The organism is Bradyrhizobium sp. LTSP857, from assembly GCF_000938285.1.
Lineage (GTDB): Bacteria > Pseudomonadota > Alphaproteobacteria > Rhizobiales > Xanthobacteraceae > Bradyrhizobium.
The window spans coordinates 163,262-182,830 of record NZ_JYMS01000045.1 but is presented as its reverse complement, the minus strand read 5'-3'; the positions used below and the strand labels follow the sequence as shown (position 1 = coordinate 182,830).

Here is a 19,569-nt window from a genome sequence, read left to right as displayed (position 1 = left end):
TTCGTCAGGCTCGGCGATCAGGCGCGCCGCACGTTCCAGAACAGCGGCAGGCCTCTGAGCACGCCGGTCAGCTCCTTCTTGTAGGCCGTCGGCTGGTAGAACACGCCGAGCGGCACATAAGGCACGTCGATGAACGCCTGGCGCTGCATCTCGATGCCGATCTTGGCCTGCGCCGCGGCGTCCGGAGCCACCAGCCAGGCATCGCGCAACTCCTCCAGCTTTGGACTCCTCGCCCAGCCGAAGGTGGCTTTGTCGCCGCTGCCGCGGATGAAGTTATGAGCTGACGGATTGAGTTGAGTGACGCCGGCCGAATAGGTGCAGAAGGCGTTGTAGCCGCCCTTGTCGGGCGTCTCGCGGCTGTTCATCCGCTTCAGCATGGAGCCCCAATCCATCACGATATAGTCGAGGTTGAGCCCAAGCCGCTTGAACAGTTCGCCGGCGACCTCGCTCATTTGGCCGATCACCGGGAAATCACCCGGCGCCATCAGTAACACCTTCTCGCCCTTATAGCCGGCATCCTTGATCGCCTTGGTCGCGGCCGCGAGGTCGCGCGGCCCGTTGAGTGCCTCCATGCCTTCCTCGCTCGCCATATTCGAACCGGGAGCGAAGAAGCCGACCTTGTCGCGCCACATGCTGCTGTCGTCGCCGGCGACGGCGCCCATGAAGTCGCGCTGGTTGATGGCGGACAGTACCGCACGGCGGATCGCCGCGTTATCGAACGGCGGCTGGGTGTGATTGAAGCGCAGCACGCCGACATTACCGATATTGTCGAGAAGCTCGACCTTCAACGCCTTGTTGGCGCGTAGCGTCGGAAGCAGATCGACGATCGGCTGGTCCCACCAGTCGATCTCGCCGCGTTGCAGGGCCGCGGCCGCGGTGGCCGGATCGGGCATCACCTGCCACTCGACGCGATCGAAATTCGCGATCTTCGGCCCGGCAAGCATGCTGGCCTGGCCATCCGGCCTTGGCACATAGCCGTCGAAACGCTGATAGACCAGACGCGCACCCGGCACGTGCTCGTCCGCCTTGAAACGGAAGGGTCCGCTGCCCACCAGCTCCTTGACGGGCATCGCACTGTCGGTCTGCGCCAGTCGCTCCGGCATGATGAAGGCGATGATGGCGCCGACCTTGCCGAGCGCGAGCGGCAACAAGGGAAACGGGGCCTTGAGCCGCCAACGCACGGTGCGATCGTCAGGCGCCGAAATTTCGTCGACGATGTTGAACAGCGAATTGCCGAAGGCGTCACGGGACGCCCAGCGCTTCATGCTGGCGACGACATCGCGGCCGCGCACCGGCTCGCCGTCATGGAATTTCAACCCGTCGCGAAGGGTCATCACCCAGATTTTGCCGCCGTCCTCGACGACATGGCCAGCGACCATTTGCGGCTGCGGGTCCAAATTTTCGTCGACGCCGTAGAGCGTATCGAACACCAGGAAGCCGTGATTGCGATTGACGAGGCCGGTGGTGATCATCGGATCGAGGATGGCGGCATCGGCTTGTGGCACGAAGCGCAGGGTCCGCGCGCCTTGCGCCCGGGCGATCTGCGGGGCGCCTAGTGATGAGCCGAGGACAGCGCCGAGACCGGCGCCCAGGCTCGAACGAAGCAGGTCTCGACGGTGCATCTGGACTCTCCTTGCGACAGCGGGGCTCTCTAGCGATGGGTCAATGGTTCAAGCCCGATGGGGGCAGCTTTGCTTCCACGGTTTTCAAGGTTTGGGCGAAGAGACCCAGCATCTCATCCACCTCGTGGGGTTTGATGATCAGGGGAGGGCAAAGGCCGATCGTGTCACCCATGGCGCGAATGATCAGGCCGTTCTCCAGCGCCCGCGCGTCGAACGCGCTGCCGACCTTCAGCGCGGGATCGAAGGCGGCCTTGGTCGCGGGGTCAGCGACGAGCTCGACACCGAACATCAGGCCTTCGCCGCGGACCTGACCAACAATGGAAGAATCGGCCGCGATCTTCTCAAGGCCGTCACGCAGCCGCGCGCCCATCGCACGCACGTGACCGACGACGTCCATGCTGTGATAAATGCGCAGGGTTTCCAGCGCGACGGCGGAGCCGACCGGATGGCCCGAATTGGTGAAGCCATGTCCGAACAGCTCGCCGGCTTTGTTGATGTCGGCCAGCGCATCTCGGATCGGGCGTGAGAGCAGCACGGCGGAGATCGGAAAGTAGGAGGACGATAGCCCCTTGGCGAGCGCCATCATGTCCGGCTGCATACCGACCGTCTGGCAGCCGAACCAGTTGCCGGTGCGGCCGAAACCGCAAACGACTTCGTCGGCCAGCACCAGGATGTCGTGTCGACGCAGCACCGCCTCGATCTTCGCAAAATAGCCTTTCGGCGGCACGACGACGCCTCCGCCCGCGTTGATCGGTTCGGCGATGAAGGCAGCGATCGTGTCCGGCCCCTCGGCTTCGATCATCGTTGCGAGATCGGCCGCAAGCCTGTCGGTGAAGGCGTCCAGCGTCTCGTGGGGTTGCGGGCCCCGATAGGGATCGGGGCAATGCGTGTGCAGGAATCCCGGAAGCGGCAGCCCGAACTCGCGGTGCATCCGCGGCAGGCCGCACATCGAGGCCGCCACGATGGTCGAGCCATGGAAGGCGCGATCGCGCGCGATGATCTTGCGCTTGCCGGGCTTGCCACGCGCCGCGTGGTAGACCCAGGCCAGCTTGACCATCGTCTCGGTCGCCTCAGATCCCGAGGTCGCGAAATAGGCTTGCGCATCCGGGATCGGCGAGAGGGCCACCAGCTCCTCTGCGAGATCGACCACCGCATCGGGAGTCTTGTGGTTGAAGGTGTGGTAGAAGCCGAACTTGTCGTAGGCGGCCATCGCGGCAGCCTTCAGCCGCTTGTCGGAAAAGCCGAGCGAGGTGCACCACAGGCCAGCCATCGCCTCGAGATAGCGCTTGCCGTCCGCGCCGTAGACATGAACGCCTTCGCCGTGCGTCATCACGAGCGGCCCGATTTCGGCATGCAGTGTCGGGTTGGTCTGGGAATGCAGGTGGAACAGCACATCCCGGGCTTCGGTCGAATTCGGTCGTCGCTCAAGCACGCTCAAAGGCCCTCTCCTGTGTCGACGCGTCATTGCGGCGGCGGGGCTTCTTATTGGTCAGGCCAATTTGGTATGACCAATTTCTTCTTGTCAAGGTGCAAAGAAACGGCAGATATGCGCGCTATGTCACCAGTTCCGCCCGTTGCACCGCTGAGAAGCTTCGAAGCCGTCGCCAGGCAGATCGCCTCGATGGTGCAGGGAAGCTATCGCATCGGCCAGCGTTTGCCTGCGGAGCGCGAGCTCGCCAAAACCTTCGGAGTCTCGCGACCGACGATCCGCGAAGCCCTTCTATCGTTGGCGATGTCCGGCATGCTCCAGGTCCGCAGCAACAGTGGCGCTTATGTCATCAGCCGGCAGGAGTTCGCGGACGTGCATGCGCTCGAAGGTGCAGGCCCCTTCGAGAATATCGAAGCACGCCAGATGATCGAGCCGCAGATCGCCGCGGCGGCCTCGCAGCGAGCCTCGAAGACGATCATCGTCCAGCTTGCCGATGCGCTTGCCATGATGCGCGAGGAGCATGCCCAGGGCCGCGAAGCCGATACGTCGGATCACCGTTTCCACGTCATCCTTGCGGAGGCCACGGGCAACAGTGCCATCGTGTCGATTTGCGACTCGCTCTGGCGCGCGCAAAGCGATTCCCGCATCTGGCAGGAAATCCACGCCCATATGCGCATGGAGGATTACCGGTCTGTCTGGCTCAGGGATCATGAGGCCATTTTTGAGGCTGTCTCCACCGGCAATGCGCGCAAAGCGAGCGCCGCGATGACACGGCACCTCGGCAATATCCGCGATGCGCTGATGGACGCCTCGAACGCGAAATCGATGGCACGCGACAAGGCCTAGCCGGTGGACCGTGCTCGATGATCACCTCAGCGTTCAGCGAGCGCTGGCCATAAGAATTCGCTATGGTGGCAGACCGCAGTCATGCTTCCCCCGCCGGTGGACGTAAATCTATTTTTTACCGTCGATCGCAGCAAAAAAATTGCAAGGGCAAGATCACAAAAACAGCTGTGTCGGCGGGTGCATGAATTTGTAGCAACGGAGCGGGGACATGGCGACCTACCTAAGCCGAAGAGGATTTTGTGTCGGCACGGCCCTGATCGGATTTCAGACGCTTTCATCCGGCGCCTTCGCGGCCCGAACCGAGGACGGCACAGTCAAGCTCGGCCTCGTCGCGCCGATGAGCGGTCCCAATGCTCGCTACGGCGCTTTTTCGCTGCGCGGCGCTCAACTCGCGGCGAAGGAGATCAACGGCGCAGGCGGCGTCGGTGGGCGCAAGATCAACATCCTGGCCGGCGACAGCCAGGGAACTCCGGTGGAAGGCGTCTCCGCGACCCGACGCTTGATCGATCAGGATCAGGTCGATTTCATCATTGGCGACGTCTCCAGCTCAGTGACGCTTGCGATGCAGCCGGTTGCGGAAGACGCCGGCGTTCTTCTGCTCAACGCCGCCTCCTCGAACCCGAAAATCACCTACAAGGCGGGCGTCGGCGGTTTCAAGTGGACGTATCGCAATTATCCCACCGATGAAAACCGCGCGCTGATCGTGCTGCAATATGCCGCCGAGAAGAAGGGCTTTACCAAATACGCGGTGCTATCGGTCGACACCGACTACGGGCGCGCAGCCATTGAGTTTACCAAGAAGTACCTGCCGCGCTTCAAGAGTCAGATATTGACGGAGGACTATTACAAGGAAGGCGAGGTGGATTTCCGCAGCGTGCTTTCCAAGATCCGCGACTCCGGCGCCCAGGCCATCATCATGTACGGCAACGCCGATTCCGCGCCCATCGTCGGGCGCCAGATGATGGAAGTCGGGATCGCAGGCAAGATTCCGCTGATCGGTAACGCCGAGTTCAATACGGCGAGCACCATCAAGGCGGCGCCGAAGGCGATGGAGGGGGCGATCGAAGCGGCGGCCTGGCTTCCGGCCTACGAGTCCGAGAAGAGCAAGGCCTTCGTCGACAAGTTCACCTCGGAGTTTCGCGAGGCGCCCAACAACCACGCCTATGTGCACTGGGAGACGGTGCATCTTCTGGCCAAGGCGATCGAGCAGGCCCAGAGCATTGATCGCGAGAAGGTCCGCGCCGCGCTTTCTGCCATTCACTATTCCAGCGCCGTCGGCGACGTGACCTTCGACGATCACAACCAGGCGCGCCTGCCGATGATTCTTCTCGAGATCGAAAATGGCAAGCCGGCGATCAAGGGCGCCTATTCGGCCGAGATCGACTATCCCAAATAGGACGGCACTTACATGTTCTATACGATCATCGAGCAAGTCGTTAACGGCATCGTTTCGGGATCGGTTTATGCGATCGTGGCCGTCGGCATGACCATGATCTTCGGCGTGCTGCGGGCCATCAATTTCGCGCATGGCGAATATTACATGCTCGGCACCTTCGGGGCGTGGTTCGCGATCGAGTATTTCGATCTGCCTTATCCGGTCGCGGTCGTGATCGGCGTGGTCGCCACCGCGTTGATCGCCGTCGTCGTCGGAAATGTCGTGATGCAGCGGATCGTGGGGGCGCCGGCCGAAGCCGGCGTTCTCGCAACCCTTGGCGTCGCGCTGATCTTGCAGAACACAATCATCCTGTTTTTCGGCGGCAGCTACAAATTCTTCTCCGGCGGCTATATCGAGCCGGTCACGCTGTTCGGGTTCACACTGGCCGAGCAGCGCATCCTGATCATCATCGTCGGCCTCTTCGTATTTATCGGCCTTGAGCTGATGGTGACCTATAGCCGGATGGGCAAGGCGATGCGCGCGGTGTCGCAGAACATCGAGTGTTGCGCGGTGGTCGGTATCGATGTCCGCCATGTGGCGCTCTGGACTTTCATCCTTGGGGCCGCTCTTGCAGGCCTTTCGGGTGTGCTGACCGCGCCGGTGAATGTCAGTGTTTACGGCGGCATGGGCGAGCTCATCACCTTCAAGACGCTGCCCATCATCATCATGGGCGGGCTTGGCAATGTTCGCGGCACGTTCGTCGCGGCGATGATCCTGGGGATCGCGGAGAGCCTGGTCGCGACCTATGTCGGGCTGCAATTCCGCGACACCGTCGGGTTCGCGACCCTGATGCTGGTGCTGATGTGGCGTCCGCATGGGCTCTTCTCCGCGCAGGCGCGCTTCTGACCGTGGCGGTTTTTGAAAATTGACTGAGATCGTCCGAGAGCAAAACATGACACCAGCCGAACTCTCAGTGCCGACGACGGGGTGGGATCTTCGTCTTCCGTTCGGCCTTGTCCTTGCTGCGCTGGCGTGTGCCGCTCCGCTCTTCCTCGGCAACTACCCGCTGCACGCGATCGTCATCGCGCTGATCTTCCTGCTGCCGGCGCACGGCCTCAATCTGTTGCTTGGCTATACCGGGCTTCTATCGCTCGCGCAGGCGGCGTTCTTCGGCATCGGCGCCTACACGTCCGCGCTCCTGGCGGTGCATTTCGGTACGCCCTTCTATGTTAATTTCCTGGCGGCCGGGCTCGTTGCGGGCGCCGTCGCGCTGCCACTCGGGATACCGGCGCTCAGACTGCGTGCCACATCGTTCGTGATGTGTACGCTCGGCTTCGTCATCATCGGACAGGCCATCGCCAAGAACTGGATCAGCCTGACGCGCGGCGACATGGGGTTGTCGGCCATTCCCAAACCCTACTTTGCGTTAGGGCCGGCGTCGTTCACCGTCTCCGGAACTGTGGGCTTCTACTATTTGGTGCTCGCGACCGCCGCGATCGCCACCCTGATTGCTTACTTGATCGTTCGATCGCCGGCCGGCCGGAACATGATCGCCATTCGCGAGAACGAAACGCTGGCCGAGTCCGTCGGCATCCCGACATGGCATTACAAGCTGGTTGTCTTCATGATCAGCGCCGCCTTTGCCGGCCTCGGCGGCAGCCTCTATGCGCATTACCTGACCGTGGTCAGTCCGCTCTCCTTCCAGATGTATTACTCGACGACGATGCTGATCATCGTTCTCGGCGGCGGAGCCGGGACGATCTCGGGTGTCATCTTCGGCAGCCTGATGTTCGTCGGTCTCACCGAAGCGCTACGCATCGCGCCCGAATTGCGCATGATCGCCTATGGCTTCTTCCTGCTTGGACTCGTGTTCTGGTTCCCGAGCGGATTCGCACCACTGATCGGCCGCTTCTGGTCATTCCTCGAGAGGCGAAAATGACCGGTCTGCCAATTCTCGAAATCACCGGCCTCTGCAAATCCTACGGTGCCGTCCGCGCCGTCGACGGCGTCGACGTCCATGTCGATCGTGGCGAGATTTGCGGGCTGATCGGGCCCAACGGCTCAGGAAAATCCACATTCTTCGACTGCGTGACTGGGCTCGCCAAACCGAATGCGGGAGCGGTGAAGCTGGACGGTCAGGACATCACCGGCTGGTCGCTCAACGACATCGCCCGCGAAGGCCGCATGCTGCGCTCGTTCCAGAAGACCGTGGTGTTCGGCGCTCTCGACGTCGAGGAAAATCTCGTCATCGCCGGCCAGATGTTCACCTTTCCGGGCATCTTGTCGACGTTCGGGATTGGAGCTACTGCCCGCAATCGGGTTGCGGCTCTGCGCGAACGGGCCCGCGAACTGATCAAAATTGCCGGTCTGTGGGACGTTCGCTTCCAGCCTGCGGGCAAGTTGTCCGGAGGGCAGCAGAAGCTGATCCAGTTCGCCTCGATGCTGATGCCGGAACCGAAGCTCATCCTGCTCGACGAGCCGATGGCCGGCATTAACCCGAAACTGATCGAGCGCGTCGTCGACAGCATCCGTCTTGCCAACACGACCTTCGGCGTCAGCTTCCTGATCATCGAGCACAACATCGACGTGGTGACCAGCCTCTGCAAGCGCGTGGTCGTGCTCGATCAGGGGCGGAAGCTCGCGGAGGGAACGCCTGACGACATCGTCCAGAACCAGGCAGTGCGGGAGGCCTATCTCGGTGGCTGAACCTTCTCTCTCGATCAAAGGGCTGCGCGCGGGCTACGGTTCGCTCGATATCCTCAATGGCGTCGATCTCGACGTGCCCCAGGGGCAGTTCGTCGCTCTGATGGGACCGAACGGCGCCGGCAAGTCGACCCTGCTCAAGACGCTCTACGGTATGACCACCGTCAAGGGCGGCAGCATCGACTGGCAGGGCAAGGACATCACTGCCTTGAAGTCCCGGGCGATCCTGGCCGAAGGCATCTCCTGGGTGCCGCAGGGACGCTGCAACTTTCCGGTCATGACGGTCGACGAAAACCTTCAAATGGCAGCCTATACGCTGCGCGACAGCAAGGTGAAGGCCGAACGCGACTATGTCTACGATCTGTTTCCTGTCTTGAAGACACGCCGCAACACGTTGGCGGGCAACATGTCCGGCGGCGAGCAGCAATTGCTCGAAGTCGCGATGGCCGTGCTGCAACGGCCCAAGATCCTGTTGGTCGACGAGCCATCAGTCGGTCTGTCACCGACGGCGATCGGCATCGTCTTCGATGAGCTGCTGCGCATCAACGCCGCCGGCCAGACCATTCTGCTCGTCGAGCAGAACACCAAGAAGGCGATGGCGGTGGCGCAGCGCGCCGTCATCCTGCGGCTCGGCAAAGTGATCTGGGATGGCCGGCCGGCGGATATCACCCATGACGAGCTTGGCGAGCTCTTTCTCACCGGCCGCATGCGCGGTGAAGCCGACGTCGAACATTGACACGGCGCCTGCTTGGCGGGCGCTGACCATTCGCAACGCAAAGGACGACCACAGTGACGATCTTCGTGCCGGCCGCGCGCGTCTCGCGCATCAAGATATCCCCGACCACGGCAGCTTCCGCGCGCGTCCGCGAATTGAAGGCGGCGGGTCGCGATATCATCGACATGGCGATCGGCGAGCCGGATTTCGACACGCCGGATCACGTCAAGGCCGCGGCGCATGAGGCGATCGACCGCGGAGAGACCAAATACACCGCTGTCAACGGCACGGTCGCCCTGCGCAAGGCCATCATTGCCGATTACAGGCGGCGGCTCGGGCTTGAGTATGCCGACAATGAAATCTGCGTCGGTGGCGGAGCCAAGCAGATCCTGTTTCTCGCGCTGATGGCGAGCGTGGACGAGGGGGCGGAAGTCATCATTCCCGCGCCCTATTGGGTTTCCTATCCCGATATGGTCATAGCCAATGACGGCAAGCCCGTCATCGTCAGGTGTTCCGAGAACCAGGGTTTCAAGCTGACGGCCGAAGCGCTCGAGGCCGCCATCACGCCAAGGACGCGCTGGCTGATTCTCAATGCGCCGTCGAACCCGACGGGCGCCGCTTATTCCCGCGCGGACCTGAGGGCACTCGGCGAGGTCCTGCTCCGTCATCCCAACGTGCTTGTGCTCTCGGACGATATCTATGACCAGATCTGGTACCGTGACGAACCCGCGACGACGCTCGCGGCCGCCGTGCCAGAACTCAAGGACCGGGTGCTTCTCGCCAACGGCGTGTCGAAGACCTACGCGATGACCGGATGGCGCATCGGGTACGCCGCCGGTCCTGCGCCGCTGATAGCCGCAATCAACAAGCTGCAATCGCAGATCTCGTCCTGTCCGTCGTCGATCAGCCAGGCAGCCGCCGCTCATGCGCTTGCGAGCGATCAGTCATTCGTTCGCGACAGCGTCAAGCTCTACAAGGAGCGCCGCGACTACGCCTGTGCGCGGCTGAACGCGATCCCCGGCCTTTCCTGTCTCGTTCCGGACGGCGCCTTCTACCTCTATCCCGGCTGCGCCGGCGTGATCGGCAAGACCACGCCGGACGGCAAGGTCATCGAGAACGATCTGGACTTCGTGCTCCATTTGCTCGACGGCGTTGGGGTCGCCGCCGTGCAGGGCGCGGCCTACGGGCTGTCACCGTATTTCCGTCTGTCGATCGCGACCTCTATGGAGGCGATCGAGGAAGCCTGCAACCGTATCGAGACGGCTTGTCGGGCGCTTCGTTGAGAATGTGTCTCAGTGCCTGAGAGAGCAGTCTGTCGAAATCGGCGGGTCCGGAAAGAATCTCATTGAAATCAATGATCTAGATAACGGATAGTGCCGGACGGGCTGGTGTTTTCACAAACGGTCGTGCGAGACAGATGAGCGTCGATTTCAGGAAGCTGAAGAGCTTCGTCAAGGTCGTCGATGCGGGCAGCGTCTCGCGCGCAGCCGGTCTGTTGCGCACGGCGCAGCCGGCGCTGTCGCAGCAAATCGTGGCCCTCGAAAGCCATTTCAAGCACAAGCTGCTCCTGCGCAGCAATCACGGCGTCGTCCCGACCGAAGCGGGCCTCATTCTCTATCGTCATGCCCAATTGCTGCTGAAGCAGATCGAGCAGGCGCAGATCGACATCGAGCAATCGACCAAGGCGCTGGCCGGGCGCGTCTCGATCGGGCTTGCGACTTATTCGGCATCAAGCACGCTGTCGCTGCCAATATTGAAAGAGATGTCCACGCTGCATCCGCAGATCATCGTCCATATCAACGACAGTTTCGGCCATGTGCTGAGTGAGCTCATCATGACTGGCAGGATGGACATGGCCATGATCTACGGCTCCGGCCCAATCAAGGGCGTCAAGCTCCAGCCGCTGTTTCGTGAGGAGCTCTATCTCGTATCCCGTTCGGAGCCGACGGCGAAGAAGCAGACGGATGAGCCGCTGCCGCTTTCGGCTCTTGCCGACGTCAAGCTGCTGCTGCCCAGCCAGGGCCATTTCCTGCGACGACTGATTGATGAATCCCTGGCACGGGCACGGGTGACGCCGAACGTCGTATCCGAGATCGAATCCGTTTCCTCGCTCGGCGCGGCCGTGACGGAGGGGCTTGGCTCGACCATCCTGCCGGCCTCGGTCGCAGCGAGTGCGTTGAGCTTTGGCGGCGTCGAGGTGCGGCGGCTGGTTCGCCCCGCGATCGAAGCGACGGTCTCCTTGTGCATCTCCGACCATCTGCCGCTGTCGGAGCCGGCGCTTGCCACGCGATCGGTGCTTCTGACCGTTGTCGAGAAGCTGATGCGCAGCCATCCGCAGGGCATCAAGGCTGTTTGAGTCTCAAATTGCGGCTCAAGCGCCCGCGCCATAAACAAAACCTATGGCGGCAGACGGGAGTTGTGGTGGTCGGTTGCAACCGCATTTCCTACGCTCGAAGACAATCGCTTCGAGGACACAGATGGCCAAGCTCGCATTCGATACCGGGGGAACTTTTACCGATTTCGCGCTGCTCGACGACAAGGGCGAACTGCATCTCCACAAGGTGCTGAGCACGCCGGCCAATCCGGCCGAGGCCGTGGTTCGCGGCGTCTCCGAGCTGCTCGCGCAATTCGGCGACGGCGTCGATCTGGAAGGGCTTCAGGTGCTCGGCGCCACCACCGTCGTCACCAACGCGGTGCTGGAGCGCAAGGGCGTCAAGACCGGCTTCATCTCGACCGCCGGCTTCCAGGACATGCTGCGCATCCGTAACGAGGGACGGTACGATCTCTACGATCTGAATTTGAAATATCCGGACCCCCTGGTGACGCGCGCCAACAGCTTTGGCGCCGTCGAGCGCATCTCCGCCGGTGGCGAAGTCGTCACCGCACTGGAAGAGGAGACGGTCCGCGAGATCGCCGGCCGGTTGCGCGAGGAAGGCATCAAATCCGTCGCCGTCTGCCTGCTGCACGCCTACAAATATCCGACCCACGAGCAGCGCATCGCGGCGCTGCTGCGCGAGGAAGATCCCGATATCTTCGTGTCCCTGTCCTCCGAGGTCTGCCCGGAGGTGCGCGAGTTCGACCGCGCCTCGACCACGGTCGTCAACGCCTACACGCGGCCGCAGATGTCGGGGCACGTCGCCCATCTCGAGCGCGAATTCGCCGCCAAAGGGATCAGCCGCCAGGTGCTCTGGATGACCTCGTCCGGCGGTCTCGTGCCGAGCAGCCGGGCCGCGGAGCTGCCGGTGCGCCTGATCGAATCGGGGCCGGCCGCAGGCGCGGTCGCTGCCGCCGAGTTCGGCCGCATCGCGGGCGAGGGCAGCGTGCTCTCCTTCGACATGGGCGGCACCACTGCAAAACTGTGCCTGATCCCGAACGGCGAGCCGACGGTCGGCACCGATCTCGAAGTCGCGCATCATCATCGCTTTCGCAAGGGCTCGGGCTTCCCTCTAAAAATCCAGTCGATCCGTATGATCGAGATCGGCGCCGGCGGCGGCTCGATCGCCGCGAAGAATCCGCTCGGCCTGCTCGATGTCGGGCCGCGCTCGGCCGGCGCGATGCCGGGACCGGCCGCCTATCAGCGTGGCGGAACCGAGCCGACCGTCACCGATGCCGATATCCTGCTCGGCTATATGGGCACCGAGTCCTTCATCGGCGGCTCGTTCGAGGTGTCGAAGGATGCCGCGCACACCGCGATGACTAAGCTTGCGGCCTCGCTTGACGTCAGCGTTCCCCGCTGCGCCTTCGGCATCCACGATCTCGTCAACGAATCCATGAGCAAGGCGGCGGCGGTTCATGCGACCGACCTTGGCGTCGATCCGCGCAGCCTGCCGATGGTCGCGTTCGGCGGCGCAGGGCCGGTGCATGCCTATGGCATCGCGCGCAAGCTCGGCATCAAGCGCATCATCTGCCCGACGGGCGCCGGCGTCACGTCGGCGATCGGCTTGCTGATTGCGCCGGTCGCGGTCGATCTGTCCGCGAGCTTCCCGATGCAGGTCGATAATTGGGATTTCGCGGCGATGGATCGCCTGCTCGGCGATCTCGCGACGCAGGGGGCGGACGTCGTCCGTGCCGCCGGCATTGCGCCGGAGGCGATCACCAACACCTACACCGTCGATATGCGTCACGTCGGCCAGGGCCATGAGATCACGGTCGCGTTGCCGGAGCGCGGTTTGCCGCCAAAGCAGTTCCATGAGCAACTGCTCGGCAATTTCTACAAGCTCTATCGCGAGCTGTTCGGCCGTACGGTCGCGGGCTCCTCGGTCGAGGTGATCACCTGGCGCTTGCGCTCCAGCGGCCAAAAGGATCAAGTCACCCGCCCGCACACAAGACACGCCGCCGAGGCCAGGAAAGGCGCACGCTCGGTCTATTTCAGCGAGCGCGGCGGCTTCGTCGAAACGCCGGTCTATGATCACTACAAGCTGCCGGTCGGCGAGGAGATCAAGGGGCCGGCCATTGTCGAGCAGCGAGAGTCCACCGCGGTCGTCGGACCGAGCGGCAGGGCCCACGTCGATATCAATGGCAATCTCGTGATCAACATCGCCTGAGGACGACGCCCTATGTCCGTTAACGCTGCCGATTTCAACGATCCCATCAATCTCCAGGTGATGTGGAATCGCCTGATCTTCATCGCCGATCAGGCCGACATCGTGCTCGGCCGCACCGCATTTTCGCCCATCGTACGCGAGAACCACGATTATGTGACCGTGCTGCTCGACAGCCGCGGCCGCGCGCTCGCACAATGCACCTGGTCGATACCGGTGTTCATCACCTCGCTGCCGGTCGCCGCACAAAAATACTTCCTGCCGAAATTCCCAGCCGGGACGCTCACGGAGGGCGATGTGCTCGCGACCAACGATCCGGAGATCGGCACCGGACATCTGCCTGACGTGACGATGATCACGCCGATCTTCAAAAAGGGGAAGGTCGTGGCCTATGCCGGCTCGATTGCCCATCTGCCCGACATTGGCGGCGCTCCCTTGCATTCCGAAGCCAGCGATATCTTCGAGGAGGGCATCCGCTTCCCGATCGTGAAGCTGCATAAGGCCGGCGTTCCCAACCAGGACGTGCTCGACATCATTGCCGCCTCCGTTCGCCTGCCGACCGAGGTGATGGGCGATCTCGAATCCATGGTCGCGGCCAATAATGTCATGGGCCGCGAATTGGTAAAATTCCTCGACGAGTATGACCTCGATAGCATCGACGAGCTGGCCGATGCGATCCACACGCGCTCCGAAGCGCAGACGCGGCGCGCGATCCGGCAATGGCCGAACGGGACCTATTCCGCCGAGGTGCTGCTCGACGGCTACGACACCGACGTGACGCTCAGGGCCTCCGTCATCGTCCGCGACGATTCCGTCCACGTTGACTATGCCGGGACGTCGGACCAGGTGCTTCACTCGATCAACTGCCGGACCAATTATCGCTACGCCCACTCGGTCTATGCGCTGAAATGCCTGCTCGACCCGGACACGCCGAACAACGAAGGCTGCATCAACCCGATCACGGATGAAGCGCCGCTCGGCTCCATCCTCAATCCGCAGCAATGGACGGCAGGCAATTCGCGCAACCTGATCGGGCACGTCATTCCCTCGCTGATCTTCAAGGCATTGGAGGGCGTGGTGCCGGACAAGGTGATGGGCGACAGCGGCGGCGCGCCGATCTGGGCCGCCAATTGCGTTGGCCGGCACGACGACGGCACGCAATACGGCTCGGTGCAGAATTTTCACGGCGGACAGGGCGCCCGCGCCGAGTTCGACGGTCTCGACACCTTGAGCTTCCCGTCCAATTGCAAGGTCACGGCGATCGAGATGTTCGAGATCGCAGTGCCCGCGCTCACCGAATGCAAGGAGCTGATTCCAGATTCCGGCGGCGCCGGCAGGAGCCGCGGCGGTCTCGGCCAGCGCGTCGTGCTGCGCAACCTCGGGCGCAATCCGATGAACATCTATCTGGCATCGGAGCGCGTGCGCCATCCCTGCTTCGGCGTCGTCGGTGGTAAATCCGGGAGTGCCGGCAAGGTCTTCAGGAACGGCGAGCCGCAATTTCCCAAGGGCAAAGTCGTCCTGAAGACGGGCGATCGCCTCGAAGTCGAGACGCCGGGCGGCGGCGGATGGGGACACACGTCCGAGCGCGCGGCGGCCGCGATCGAGCTCGACCTCGCCGAGGGCTTGATCACGCCCGCAGCCGCGAGGCAGATTTACGGCTATCAACGCCCAAGCGTGGCGGCGACCGCAGCTGAATAGAGGAACCATGGGCCTGCTTGACGGAAAGATCGCGCTCATCACTGGCGCGGGGACGGGGATCGGGCGCGAGACTGCGATCCTGCTCGCTCAGGAGGGCGCAACGGTCGTCGTGACCGGCCGCCGGACAGCCCCGCTTCAGGAGGTCGCCGGTGTGATCGAGAACGCGGGTGGCAAGGCTGTCGCACGGGCGTTCGACGTGGCGTCGCGCGATGCGATTCTGGAGGCTGTTGCCTGGGTGAAGTCAAATGTCGGACCGATCGACATTCTCGTGAACAATGCCGGCAGCGCCAGCAAGGTTTTGAACGCGCGCTTCATCAGTGAGGCGGAGTGGAACACCACGGTCAACGTCAATCTTACCGCCGTGTTCAACCTCACTCAGGCGGTGCTTGAGGACATGATTGCGAAGAATGAAGGCACGATCATCACCGTCTCTTCGCTGGCGGTCGTCAATCCGAACCTGCTCGGCGGCGCCGCTTACGGGGCGGCCAAGGCGGGCGTCAAGAACTTCATGACCTTCCTGCACAACACCTACCGCAACCAGGGCATTCGCGCGACGACGATCCTGCCGGGTGAGACCGATACCCCGATCATGGACAATCGCGCCCGGCCGCCGCTCGAGCGCGAGCGCGCCGTGATGCTCAATCCGCACGACGTCGCACGCGCGGTTTTGCTCTGCGCGTCCTTGCAGAAGGGGGCGGTAATCCCCGAGCTGCACATCTGCCCGACCTTCATGCGCGATACCTCCGCCGACATCGAGACGGCGCGCTGGGTCGGCGCGCCCGAAGGCCTCAGCGACAAGCCGAAGAACTGACAGAGAAGGATCTCCCATGAATGGAGCCAAATTGCGCGAGCGCCTCGTCAAAGGCGAGGCGGTCACCATGCTCACGCCGCATCATTCCTCGTCGGGACTGGCGGTTCGCTTGGTGGAGCTCGGCGCCGATGCCATCTTCGTCGATTGCGAGCACGGCACCTGGAGCTTTGAGGACGTGCGCGGGACAGCGCAGGCGATCCGCGGGGCAGGCGGCGCGGCCATTGTGCGTCCGCATTCCCATGAGCGGCCGCTTCTGATCCGCTATCTCAATGCCGGCGCCGATGGCCTGATGGTGCCGATGGTCGATACCGCGGACCAAGCACGCGCCATCGTCGATGCGGTGCGCTACGCGTGCCCCGCTGACCACGAGAAGCGGTTGATCATCGCCATGATTGAGACGCCCAAGGCGATCGACAACATCGATGAGCTGCTTGCGGTGGAAGGGATCGATGTCTTCTTCATCGGTCCCGGCGATTTGTCCCAGAACATGGGGTATCCGCCGGCTCCACCGTTCGGGCAAGCTCGGCCGCAGGCTGTCGTCGAGCGGGTGGCTTACGCGGTCAGGAAGATCAGGGCGGCGGGCAAGGTCGCCGGCACACTCGTGACGTCGGACGAATTGCCGTCCTGGCTCGAGCACGGCGTGCGGTATTTCTACATCCATTCCGATCCGTTCCTGCGCGTCGGACTGGCAGCCGTCAAAAAGATGCTCGCTCGGTGAGGGGACCCGGTTGGCGTTCGGTGGCTGAAGCCGGCTCTAACCTGCCCACGACGGATTGGAGCGAGAGCTTAGGCTTTTCAATCGCTTAGACGGTCATGTGGGCACGACGCGTGCACCGGGGACCGAGAAAAATCTATTGAACGCACATATCGGCGGTCGGTCCTTGGTGTGATCCGACCTCCGCTGAGGCGTGGGCGCTAACCTTCCTCCACCAACAAGACGTGCCTCTGGCTGCGATCCGAGCCCGCATCCGTACCGCCGATTGACAGGCAATTATTACATGTCTAAAAATATGCAAATTCATATAATTCACGAGATGCCTGAATGGACGTGCATCCGCTCAAGCTCAAGGTCAGGTCGTATGCCGCGGAGACGCCGTTCATACGGAGCCTTGTGCTTGACGTGGAGGACGGCGTCGTGCCGCGATGGCAGGCCGGCGCACATATTCGCGTGGCGCTCCTGAATGGAGGAGACCGGCCCTACTCGCTGATGGCTTTGCCGGGCCTGCCCGAGGGTACGCTGGCGCTCGGGGTGCTGCGCGAGGAGGCTTCGACTGGCGGCTCGCAGTTCATGCACGCGCTGAAGATCGGCGATGTCGTGACGGCAAGTGCGCCGGTGAACAATTTTCATCTGCATGAGGACGCAGCGCCCGCGCTGCTGTTTGCCGGCGGCATCGGTGTCACGCCGATCCTGTCGATGGCGGCGGAGCTTAACGCTCGCGCAAATCCGTTTCGCCTGCACTATGCGGGCCGCACGCAAGGACTGCTGGCGTTCCTGCCGCATCTCCAGGAGATTTGCGCTAAAAGTCTGTCCGTTCACTACGACGGCGACGAGTCCCGTCTGGACATCGCAACGGCGCTCGGCGATGCAGCCGCAAACTCCCACATCTATGTCTGCGGCCCCGCGGGCATGATCGAAGCGGTGAGGGCAGCCGCGCTTGCCGGGAGCATTCCGGCCGACCGCATCCACTACGAGCTCTTCAAGGCGGAGCAGCCGGGTTCGCCCGACCGGCCGTTCGAGGTCGAGATCAGATCGACCGGGCAGGTCGTCGGCGTCGCAGCCGGTCAGAGCATCATCCAGGCGCTGGAGGCGGCAGGTCTCGACGTCCTCTACGACTGCCAGCGTGGCGATTGCGGCATCTGCCAGTGCGGCGTGATCGAAGGGGTGCCGGACCATCGCGACGTCATCCTCAGCGACGACGAAAAGGCGTCCAACAAGGTCATGCAGATCTGCGTGTCACGCGCGAAATCGGAACGCCTGGTGCTGGACTTATGAGGGAGGCGAGGGACGCCATGACGAAATACGGACGGAAGGCCCACGCGATCGCGGCGCTGGTGCGCGAGGCCGAAGTGCATCGCGACGTCTATGTCGACCCCGAGATCTTCGAGCTCGAGATGGAGCATTTGTTCCCGAACAGCTGGGTCTATGTCGGGCATGCGAGCCAGTTGTCGAAGCCCGGCGATTTCATCACCGCCACGATCGGCCGGCAACCGGTGCTGGCGAGCCGCCATACCGACGGCTCCATCCACGTCTTCTACAATCGCTGTCCGCACAAGGGCACGAAGATCGCGTCCGAGCCCTGCGGCAACACCGGAAAGTTCTTCCGCTGTCCCTATCACGCCTGGTCTTTCAAGACCGACGGCTCCTTACTCGCGATTCCCCTGAAGAAGGGTTATGAGGGGACGGGTTTCGGCGACACGCAGGCGAATGAGGGGCTGTCGAAGATCAAGAATGTCGTCATCTACCGCGATTTCATTTTCGCGCGACTGAACGACAGCGGCGTGTCCTTCGAAGAGTATTTCGGCGAAAGCCTCTCGACCATCGACAACATGGCCGACCGCTCCCCGGAGGGGAAGGTGGCCGTCATGGCCACGCCGATCCGCTACATGCACACCTGCAACTGGAAGATGCTGGTCGAGAACCAGACCGACACCTGCCATCCGATGGTCGCGCATGAGAGCTCGGCCGGCACCGCGGTCAAGGTCTGGAAGCGCGAGCAGGGCGATTCCACGGAAACGCCGATGGCGGTGCAGCTCTACGGTCCCTTCATGAGCCCGTACGAGTTTTACGAGCAAAGCGGCATCAGGATCTGGCCGAACGGCCACGGCCATACCGGCGTCGCCAACTCCATCCATTCGAACTACTCGGATGTCACAGGCTATCTCGACCAGATGGTCGCGGCCTATGGCGAGACGCGGGCGCACGAGATCCTGGGAGAGGTCCGGCACAACACCGTGTATTTCCCGAACATCATGGTCAAAGGCGCCGTCCAGATCCTGCGCAACTTCATCCCGATCGCGGTCGACAAGACGCTGGTCGAGAGCTGGGTCTATCGCCTGGTCGGCGCGCCCGACAAGCTTTACGAGCGCGCGTTGATGTATAACCGCTTCATCAATGCGCCGACTTCAATCGTGGGCCATGACGATCTCGAGATGTATGAGCGGGCTCAGGAAGGGCTGAAGTCCAACGGCAATCAATGGGTCAATCTCCGCAGGCTCTACGAGAGCAACGAAGAGCAGGACGTCACCGCCGTCATCAACGGCACCTCCGAGCGCCAGATGCGGAACCAGTTTCATGCCTGGGCCAAGTTCATGACCATGGACATGGACAAGCACGCCGAGGCCGCCGAATGATCACCGAAAAGACGATCACCGATTTGATCTACCGGGAGGCCGATCTTCTCGACACGATGCAATGGCAGGAATGGCTCGATCTGTTTCACCCGGAAGGGCGTTACTGGATGCCGCTGGAATGGCAGCAGCAGGATCCGGTGCTCCAGCCGTCGTTGATGTATGAGGACCTGCTGCTGCTCAAAGTGCGGGTCGAGCGCCTGGCCGGCGAGCGGACCTTCAGCCAGAAGCCGAAGAGCCGTTGCCATCATCTTCTTCAGGCGCCGCAGATCGTGGCGTGTGACCCGACCGCAGGCGTCTTCAAGGCGCGGACGTCCTACATTTACACCGAGACGCGCGGCGATATGCTGGAGCGCTATTCGGGTTGGGCGTCGCACGAATTCGTAGAGGTCGGCGACGCCCTCAAGATCAAGCTCAAGCGCGTCGATCTCGTCAATTTCGATGCGCCGTTCGGAAACATTCAACTCTTCATGTGAGTATG

At 62.6% G+C, this 19,569-nt stretch carries 17 protein-coding genes; 15 read left to right on the top strand and 2 right to left on the bottom strand.

Features of this window, described 5'->3' with window-relative positions:
• Positions 1 to 17: 17 nt before the first annotated feature.
• Both UP06_RS28790 and UP06_RS28785 read right to left on the bottom strand, forming a co-directional pair.
• Positions 18 to 1,622: an ABC transporter substrate-binding protein gene (locus UP06_RS28790; RefSeq protein WP_045007053.1), complete on the bottom strand. Its 1,605-nt coding sequence runs from the start codon at positions 1,620 to 1,622 to the stop codon at positions 18 to 20.
• A gap of 40 nt (positions 1,623 to 1,662) precedes the next feature.
• On the bottom strand, positions 1,663 to 3,087 hold the full coding sequence (locus tag UP06_RS28785; RefSeq protein ID WP_045007052.1) for an aminotransferase: 1,425 nt from the start codon (positions 3,085 to 3,087) through the stop codon (positions 1,663 to 1,665).
• Here UP06_RS28785 and UP06_RS28780 point away from each other — a divergent pair.
• The 15 genes from UP06_RS28780 to UP06_RS28710 all read left to right on the top strand — a co-directional run bounded on the left by UP06_RS28780 (position 3,004) and on the right by UP06_RS28710 (position 19,564).
• Positions 3,004 to 3,897: a FadR/GntR family transcriptional regulator gene (locus tag UP06_RS28780; protein ID WP_245305570.1), complete on the top strand. Its 894-nt coding sequence runs from the start codon at positions 3,004 to 3,006 to the stop codon at positions 3,895 to 3,897. The two genes, UP06_RS28785 and UP06_RS28780, sit on opposite strands and share 84 nt — an antisense overlap.
• 208 nt (positions 3,898 to 4,105) lie before the next feature.
• Positions 4,106 to 5,293 (top strand): ABC transporter substrate-binding protein, encoded by a 1,188-nt coding sequence (locus tag UP06_RS28775; RefSeq protein ID WP_045007050.1) that lies wholly within the window; start codon positions 4,106 to 4,108, stop codon positions 5,291 to 5,293.
• Positions 5,294 to 5,305: 12 nt separating this feature from the next.
• Entirely contained in the window at positions 5,306 to 6,178 is an 873-nt protein-coding gene (locus UP06_RS28770) for a branched-chain amino acid ABC transporter permease (protein WP_045007049.1), read from the top strand.
• Between the two features lie 46 nt (positions 6,179 to 6,224).
• Positions 6,225 to 7,211 carry a branched-chain amino acid ABC transporter permease gene (locus tag UP06_RS28765; RefSeq protein WP_045007048.1) on the top strand — a complete coding sequence of 329 codons (987 nt, stop codon included), beginning with the start codon at positions 6,225 to 6,227 and terminating at the stop codon, positions 7,209 to 7,211.
• Entirely contained in the window at positions 7,208 to 7,978 is a 771-nt protein-coding gene (locus tag UP06_RS28760) for an ABC transporter ATP-binding protein (RefSeq protein WP_045007047.1), read from the top strand. The genes UP06_RS28765 and UP06_RS28760 overlap by 4 nt, the downstream gene beginning before the upstream one ends.
• Positions 7,971 to 8,711 carry a branched-chain amino acid ABC transporter ATP-binding protein gene (locus UP06_RS28755; RefSeq protein ID WP_045007046.1) on the top strand — a complete coding sequence of 247 codons (741 nt, stop codon included), beginning with the start codon at positions 7,971 to 7,973 and terminating at the stop codon, positions 8,709 to 8,711. The genes UP06_RS28760 and UP06_RS28755 overlap by 8 nt, the downstream gene beginning before the upstream one ends.
• Positions 8,712 to 8,764: 53 nt before the next feature.
• The gene (locus UP06_RS28750) at positions 8,765 to 9,973 is read left to right on the top strand and encodes an aspartate transaminase (RefSeq protein WP_045007045.1); all 1,209 of its coding nucleotides are present in this window, start codon (positions 8,765 to 8,767) and stop codon (positions 9,971 to 9,973) included.
• A 134-nt stretch (positions 9,974 to 10,107) separates the two neighbouring features.
• Positions 10,108 to 11,046, top strand: coding sequence for a nitrogen assimilation transcriptional regulator NAC (nac, locus tag UP06_RS28745; protein ID WP_045007044.1), 939 nt, complete (start codon positions 10,108 to 10,110; stop codon positions 11,044 to 11,046).
• Between the two features lie 121 nt (positions 11,047 to 11,167).
• Entirely contained in the window at positions 11,168 to 13,234 is a 2,067-nt protein-coding gene (locus UP06_RS28740) for a hydantoinase/oxoprolinase family protein (protein ID WP_045007043.1), read from the top strand.
• Positions 13,235 to 13,246: 12 nt separating this feature from the next.
• Positions 13,247 to 14,929, top strand: a complete 1,683-nt coding sequence (locus UP06_RS28735) for a hydantoinase B/oxoprolinase family protein (RefSeq protein WP_045007042.1) — start codon at positions 13,247 to 13,249, stop codon at positions 14,927 to 14,929.
• Between the two features lie 7 nt (positions 14,930 to 14,936).
• Positions 14,937 to 15,740: an SDR family NAD(P)-dependent oxidoreductase gene (locus UP06_RS28730; protein WP_045007041.1), complete on the top strand. Its 804-nt coding sequence runs from the start codon at positions 14,937 to 14,939 to the stop codon at positions 15,738 to 15,740.
• 16 nt (positions 15,741 to 15,756) lie between these two features.
• Entirely contained in the window at positions 15,757 to 16,458 is a 702-nt protein-coding gene (locus UP06_RS28725) for an HpcH/HpaI aldolase family protein (RefSeq protein ID WP_045007040.1), read from the top strand.
• A 324-nt stretch (positions 16,459 to 16,782) separates the two neighbouring features.
• Positions 16,783 to 17,733: a PDR/VanB family oxidoreductase gene (locus UP06_RS28720; RefSeq protein ID WP_045007039.1), complete on the top strand. Its 951-nt coding sequence runs from the start codon at positions 16,783 to 16,785 to the stop codon at positions 17,731 to 17,733.
• A gap of 17 nt (positions 17,734 to 17,750) precedes the next feature.
• A complete protein-coding gene (locus UP06_RS28715) occupies positions 17,751 to 19,091 on the top strand; it encodes an aromatic ring-hydroxylating dioxygenase subunit alpha (RefSeq protein ID WP_045007180.1) in 1,341 nt (446 codons plus the stop codon).
• A complete protein-coding gene (locus tag UP06_RS28710; protein ID WP_045007038.1) occupies positions 19,088 to 19,564 on the top strand; it encodes an aromatic-ring-hydroxylating dioxygenase subunit beta in 477 nt (158 codons plus the stop codon). The genes UP06_RS28715 and UP06_RS28710 overlap by 4 nt, the downstream gene beginning before the upstream one ends.
• Positions 19,565 to 19,569 lie beyond the last annotated feature (5 nt).